The sequence below is a fragment of the Kitasatospora sp. NPDC091257 genome, assembly GCF_044757675.1.
Lineage (GTDB): Bacteria > Actinomycetota > Actinomycetes > Streptomycetales > Streptomycetaceae > Kitasatospora > Kitasatospora lactacystinica.
The window spans coordinates 1-5,110 of record NZ_JBIVVI010000661.1 but is presented as its reverse complement, the minus strand read 5'-3'; the positions used below and the strand labels follow the sequence as shown (position 1 = coordinate 5,110).

Sequence of the window (5,110 nt, the reverse complement as noted above, 5' to 3'; positions counted from 1 at the left end):
GGCGCGACGAGGGCCCAGACGAACTTGCCGATACCACCCGGGCGCGGGCAGCAACCCCAGCGCTCGGCGAGTTCGTTGACGAGCAGGAGGCCCCGCCCGTGCTCGTCTTCGGGGGAGGCCGTACGCAGGGACGGGCGCCCGGTCCCCGCGTCGTGAACTTCGAGACGCAGGCGGGAGTTGACGAGCGCGAAGCGGATCTCGATGTGCCGGTCCGAGGGGGCGTCGGAGTGCCGGACCGCATTGGCGAAGAGTTCGGCGAGGAGGAATTCGGCGGTGTCGGCGTAGCGCTCACCGGCGGGCAGCCCGGAGAGGTAGGCGCGGAGCAAGTAGCGGGCCAGGGGCGCGGATTCGGCCCGCGAGTCGAGACGCGCGACGAACATGCGGGGGCGACGGGCAGTGAGCATAGGGATACCTCGGAGAGCAGGTGGGGAGCACAGGAAAGACACTGTCCTCGTCGCCGCGGCGGATGCTTGCACAGCAGCCCTTCCGGACACACGTGAACAGCGTTGGCATTGAACGGATCACGAGCAGCGTCTCGGCCTCCACAGCACCTCCTGGCAGGACACCGCTGGTCGTGATGAGAGGATCGATCGCACCGGCGAGTTCCGGCAATGGCGGCACCACCGTGATTTCACGGTGGTGCCGCCACAGGCCGAGAGCCATTCATCACGGTGTGACGAAATCGAATCCGGGGTCTGCGGAAATGGCCTAGCGTGGAGCTGTAACCCTCTGCTGGACGGAGCCAAGATGCCCCGCGCCGCCGACCGACGAATTACCGCCGCCCGGCTTGCCGCCGCTGCCGAGGCCTCCGGCTGGACGCCCTGGCAGCTCTCTAGCGCAATCGCGCGTGAATGCGCCGTAAGTCTCCTTCAGGCTGCACGCCTCAGCCGTGGATGGTCTCTGCGTCAGACAACCGATGAACTCGCCCAGTTGGGCCACCGTGTCACCGTGCAACAACTCTCGGCCTGGGAGCGGGGCACTACACGGCCGTCGATCGAGCGTCTTGATGCGCTGTGCCGCCTCCACCAGACCAGACCCGACCGTCTGGGCTTCGACACCGACTACACCCCCGTGGAAAGCCAAGCTGTCCCCGAGCCCTCCCCAAGCACCAACACCGAAGTCCCGATGGATCCGATGCAGGCCGAGATGCCATCTGCCCGGCACGCCATACTTCGTGGACTTCTCGGCCAAGTGGGACTCAACCTGTCCGCTCCGGTCTTGTCCGCCCTCATGAGCGCCCGCCAGGACGGGGTCGCCGTCTTCACCGCGAGCATGGCTGACACGACCGTGGATCAATGGGAGAGCACCGCTGCCGAGTACGGCCATGCTTACCAGCACACTCCACCGGCCCAGCTCCTCGGCGATGCCGTGTTGGACTTCCTCGACGTCCGACAGCTCCTCAGTCGCCGGCAGTCGGCCGACCACCGCACCCGTCTCTGTCATGTCGCCGCCCGACTCGCCGCCACCGCGGGCATCGCTCTGGTCGCAATGGGCGAGCACCGCGAAGCACGAGCCTGGTACCGAGTTGCACAGCTCGCGGCCGAAGAAACTCGCGATCGGGCTCTCCGTGCATGGCTTGTAGCACGTGAGGCCGTCATCCCGTTCTATTACGGGGCGCCCGCAGGCGCGGCCTCGCTAGCCGAGCAGGCCAGGGTCATCGCAGGTAGCACGGTGTGTGCGACCGCCGCGTGGGCACCTGCGTTGAAAGCCCGCGCACTCGCCCGCCTGGGCCGCCCTGAGGAAGCCCGCGCCGCCATGCTCCTCGCCGAGCTGGCGTTCGCCCGACTCGGAGCGGAACACACCGCCGACCTGGCGTACGGATATACCGAGCGTCAACTTCGATGGCACATGGGCAGCATGTACACCACTCTTGGTGACATCCGGCGTGCGCAGCAATCCCTTGACCAGGCTCTCAATCTCTACGCACCCACTCAGTACCTCGACCGGGCACTCATTGCCTTGGACCAGGCAGACGGCCTGATGCGTATCGGTGAGATCGGTGCGGGAGCGCAGACCAGCATGGTGGCGATCACCACGCTCCCGGGCGAGCACCGGACCGGGATTGTGCTGGCCCGGGCCCGGGAGGTAGCGGCGGCGGTGCCGCCGCGTGCGGCCCGTCTTCCACTGGTTGTCGATCTTCGCGAGATGCTGACTCTGCCGACCTAAGGTCGCCGGGCGAGAACCTGGAGCAGGCCGGTGACCGCGACGCCCGCCACGATCTCCCGCCGGTCGATCATGCCCTGGATGCGGGAGATCGGGATCCACTCGATCCGGTCAGCCTCGTGCGTGTCCACCGGCGGTGCGACGTAGGTTGCGCCACGGGCAAGGAACACGTGGTGTTCGGCGTTGCTCATGCCGCCGATGGGCTGGTTGTAGGCGAGCCCCTCGACCCCGTCCACCTGCCAGCCGGTCTCCTCCAGCACCTCGCGGACCGCTGCGCCTTCCAGGGATTCCCCGTCCTCAACGATGCCGCTGGGAATCTCCCAACTCCAGGTGCGTGTCGCGAAGCGGTGCCGCCACATCATCAGCACCTCGTCCCGGCTGTTGATCACTACGACGGCCGCAACCGGCGCGAATCTCACCAGATGGTGCTCGTAGCGGTCCCTTCCGAGCGGCTCGACGTCGACCAGGTCGAGCCGCACCCACGGACTGGTGTAGACGGGCCGGCTGCCGTGGACGGTCCACTCGCTGCTCACTCGTACCTCATGATCTCTGCGGGGCGGGTCGCCGCCATCCTGCCAGAGGTGCCTACGACGGCGGCGCAGTCCGCGAGGAGCTCTCCGTCCGCCTTCTCGCACGCCCCGTCGACAGGGAACTGCAGGTGTCCGACGAGTCCCACGAGGTGGGGTGGATCAGCTCGCTCCGGCGTTGAACTTGGCGATCAGGTCCGGAAGTTCCGCCAGCGAGGATCTGAAGTCCCGAATCGCGGGCCCGGACCGTTCGCGGTCCGGGCCCGCGGTTCGTCCCTCCGGCCGCCAGCGGTCGGCCCGGCTCAGGCGGCCTTCTCGGCGAGGGTGTGGGCGACGAGGGCGTTGGCGTGGCCGTGGCCGAGGCCGTGCTCGGTCTTGAGCCAGGCGACGAGTTCCATGTGCTTGGTGAGCGGGGAGGTGCGGACGAGGCCCTTCCACTCCTCGATCGGGCGGCCGTACTTCTTCTCGATGGCGGGGAAGTAGGAGGCGGGGCCCTTCACGGCGGGGGTGGTCATGAGCGTGGTTCCTCTCGACGGGGCAAAAGAAGCGGTGCGGTCACGGAAGTGGACCGTGACCGCACCGCGAACTCATCGCCCCGCGAAGGTGATCCGCGTCACACCCCGGCGGCGGCCCGGCGGCGGCGCCGTCCGGCGGGCGGGGTGGGGTCGGCGTTCCAGGCGGCGACGGGGTTGCCGAGCCAGTGCCCGCCGTCGGGGACGTTCTCGCCGCGCATGACGAGGGAGGCCGGGCCGACGGTGGTGCCGGCGCCGAGGGAGGAGTTGAGCAGCACGATGGAGTGCGGGCCGGTGGTGGAGCCGGCGGCGAGGTGGACGGGGCCCAGGCGCATCACCCGGTCGTGGAAGAGGTGGGTCTGCAGGACGGTGCCGCGGTTGACGCTGGCGCCGGCCTCGACGGTGACCAGGTCGGTCTCGGGCAGCCAGTGGGTCTCGCACCACACGCCGCGTCCGATGCGGGCGCCGAGGCTGCGCAGCCACACGTTCAGGTAGGGGGTGCCGGTGATGGTGTGGCCGCCGAAGGGCATGGCGAGTTCCTCGACGAAGGTGTCGTAGAGCTCGTTGCGCCATACGAAGGAGGACCACAGGGGGTGTTCGGCGACGCGGAAGCGTCCGACGAGCAGCCATTTGGCGGCGGTGGTGAGGGCGCAGGCGGTGACGGCGGCGGCGATCAGGACGAGTCCGGCGGCGCCGAGGGCGGCGCCGAGCCCGTAGTCGTCGCGCAGTGCCTGGAGGGCGGCGAGGACGAGGTCGCCGAGCAGGGCGGCGAGGACGATGGGCAGCAGCCGGCACAGTTCGACGCCGGCGCGCGCCCACATCAGGCGCCGGGGCGGGTCGTAGGTGCGGCCTTCGGTGCCGGTGTCGGCGACGCGGGGCAGGGCGAAGGCGGGGCGGCCGAGCCAGGAGGAGCCTTCGGGGGCGTGGGCGGGGGTGTCGGACAGTACGCCGACGAGGGAGTTGTCGGGCAGGTGGCGGTCGGGGCCGACGATGCCGGAGTTGCCGACGAAGGAGCGGCGTCCGATGTGGGCGGGGCCGAGGTGGAGCCAGCCGCCGCGCAGTTCGTAGGGGGCGACGAGGGTGTCGTCGGCGAGGAAGGCGCCGTCGTCGACCCGCATCAGGCCGGGCAGGGCGAGCACGGTGGAGGCTTCGACGCGGCGGCCGACGCGGGCGCCGAGCAGGCGCAGCCACACGGGGGTGAAGAGGCTGGCGTAGAAGGGGAAGAGGGTGCGCCGGGCGGTGTCGGCGAGGCGGCTGACGGCCCAGGCGCAGAAGGCGACGTGGCCGGTGGCGGGGTGGAAGCCGGGGCGCAGCGGGCGGGACAGGAGGCGGACGAGGAGCGCTATGAGGGTGGCGTAGCAGGTGATGGTGAGGGCGGCGAGGGGGACGGTGGCGGGCAGGAGCTGGACGAGGGCGCCGGACAGGGTGGCGTCGGTGTCGATCATCGGGTAGACGATGAGCAGGGCGGGCAGGGCGGCGATGATCGGGACGAGGCCGAGGACGGTGAAGCCGGCGCCGTAGGCGAGGTTCCAGCGGCGGGGGGCGGGGGCGGTGGCGGTGGGCCAGTCGGCGGGGGCTTCGGTGGCGGGGCGGGCCGGGGAGCCGGTCCAGTGTGCGCCGGGTGGGACGGGGGTGGTGGCGGTGACGCAGGAGCCGGGGGCGATCTCGGCGCGGGCGCCGATGCGGGCGCCGGGCATGAGGGTGGCGCGGTGGCCGATGCGGGCGCCTTCGCCGATGTCGATGCGGCCGAGGTGGAGGGTGTCGCCGTCGAGCCACCAGCCGGCGAGGTCGGCTTCGGGTTCGACGCAGGCGTGGGCGCCGAGGCGGGCGAGGCCGGTGACGGGGGGCAGGGTGTGGAGTTGGACGCCGGGGCCGACGCGGCAGCCGAGGGCCTTGGCGTAGCGGGGG

Annotated in this window: 5 protein-coding genes; 1 reads left to right on the top strand and 4 read right to left on the bottom strand. The window is 70.6% G+C overall.

The features are described 5' to 3' along the window. Nucleotides 1–404: ATP-binding protein (locus tag ACIQOV_RS26755; protein WP_401052637.1), on the bottom strand; the 404-nt coding region annotated here is incomplete at its 3' end. A 343-nt stretch (nucleotides 405–747) separates the two neighbouring features. Between ACIQOV_RS26755 and ACIQOV_RS26750 the strand changes: the two genes are divergently transcribed. Beyond that, a complete protein-coding gene (locus ACIQOV_RS26750; protein ID WP_401052634.1) occupies nucleotides 748–2,166 on the top strand; it encodes a helix-turn-helix domain-containing protein in 1,419 nt (472 codons plus the stop codon). Here the strand turns inward: ACIQOV_RS26750 and ACIQOV_RS26745 are convergent. The 3 genes from ACIQOV_RS26745 to ACIQOV_RS26735 form a co-directional block, all read right to left on the bottom strand. After that, complete coding sequence (locus tag ACIQOV_RS26745) at nucleotides 2,163–2,696, bottom strand: NUDIX hydrolase (protein ID WP_401052631.1); 534 nt, start codon at nucleotides 2,694–2,696, stop codon at nucleotides 2,163–2,165. The two genes, ACIQOV_RS26750 and ACIQOV_RS26745, sit on opposite strands and share 4 nt — an antisense overlap. 296 nt (nucleotides 2,697–2,992) lie before the next feature. After that, nucleotides 2,993–3,205 (bottom strand): DUF4287 domain-containing protein, encoded by a 213-nt coding sequence (locus ACIQOV_RS26740; RefSeq protein WP_401052628.1) that lies wholly within the window; start codon nucleotides 3,203–3,205, stop codon nucleotides 2,993–2,995. A gap of 98 nt (nucleotides 3,206–3,303) precedes the next feature. Continuing rightward, on the bottom strand, nucleotides 3,304–5,110 hold a 1,807-nt coding region (locus ACIQOV_RS26735), incomplete at its 5' end, for a Pls/PosA family non-ribosomal peptide synthetase (protein WP_401052626.1).